Annotated in this window: 1 pseudogene; it reads right to left on the bottom strand. The window is 42.1% G+C overall.

What is annotated here, in order from left to right:
• Window positions 1-1,204: pseudogene (locus tag GFJ99_RS13930) on the bottom strand (hypothetical protein); the annotation flags it as partial.

Genomic DNA, 1,204 nt, shown 5'->3' with positions numbered 1-1,204 from the left:
CCTGCTGGCAATCCAGCAAATGTTGCGCCTGTAGCTCCTGTTGTTGCTAAGGCAATATTCGTAATAGCACTATTGATACAAACCGTTTGATTCGTACCTGCAGCAATTGTATTTAATGGTGTAACTGTAATTGTTCCGGTTGTTGTCGCTGGTGGACAACCACCTGTAGTAGTTACAGTATAGTTGAACGTTCCTGAAACAGTTGGTGTACCACTAATGGTAGCCACATTACCTGACCATGAACCTGTAACGCCTGCTGGCAATCCAGCAAATGTTGCGCCTGTAGCTCCTGTTGTTGCTAAGGCGATATTCGTAATAGCACTATTGATACAAACCGTTTGATTTGTTCCTGAGGCAATCGTGTTTAATGGCGTAACAGTGATTGTTCCGGTAGCTGTTGCTGGTGGACATCCTCCTGTTGTAGTTACAGTATAGTTAAACGTTCCTGAAACAGTTGGTGTACCACTAATAGTAGCCACATTACCTGCCCATGAACCGGTAACGCCTGCTGGTAATCCAGCAAATGTTACTCCAGTTGCACCTGTAGTGGCTAAAGTAATATTTGTTATTGCACTATTGATACAAACCGTTTGATTCGTACCTGCAGCAATCGTGTTTAATGGCGTAACAGTAATGGCTCCGGTAGCTGTTGCTGGTGGACATCCTCCTGTTGTAGTTACAGTATAGTTAAAAGTTCCTGAAACAGTTGGTGTACCACTAATGGTTGCAACGTTTCCTGACCATGAACCTGTAACACCTGCTGGCAATCCAGCAAATGTTGCACCTGTAGCTCCTGTTGTTGCTAAAGCGATATTCGTAATAGCACTATTGATACAAACCGTTTGGTTTGTTCCTGAGGCAATGACATTTTGTGGAAGTATAGTAATATTAAAAGTACTACTGCCTGCTGCACCACAAGCCGTTGCTCCATAAAAATAAGTAACTGTATATGTTCCTGCAGTACTTGATGCTAAATCAATTTCTCCGGTTGAACTATTAATAGTTAATCCTAAAGTTGAACTATAAACACCTCCTGTAGTAAATCCTGCTACTGGAGTTGGAGTTGGATTTGTACTGTTTATACAAACTGGTGTTGAATAACTAAATCCGGTAACTGGCGTAGCTGTTGGATTAACAGTTATAGTTCCGGTAGCTGTTGCTGGTGGACATCCTCCTGTTGTAGTTACAGTATAGTTAAACGTTC

It is taken from the genome of Flavobacterium sp. LMO6, assembly GCF_009495795.1.
In the GTDB taxonomy this organism is placed as follows: domain Bacteria; phylum Bacteroidota; class Bacteroidia; order Flavobacteriales; family Flavobacteriaceae; genus Flavobacterium.
Note: the sequence above shows the minus strand (reverse complement) of the source record. Positions and strands in the feature narration are given on the sequence as shown.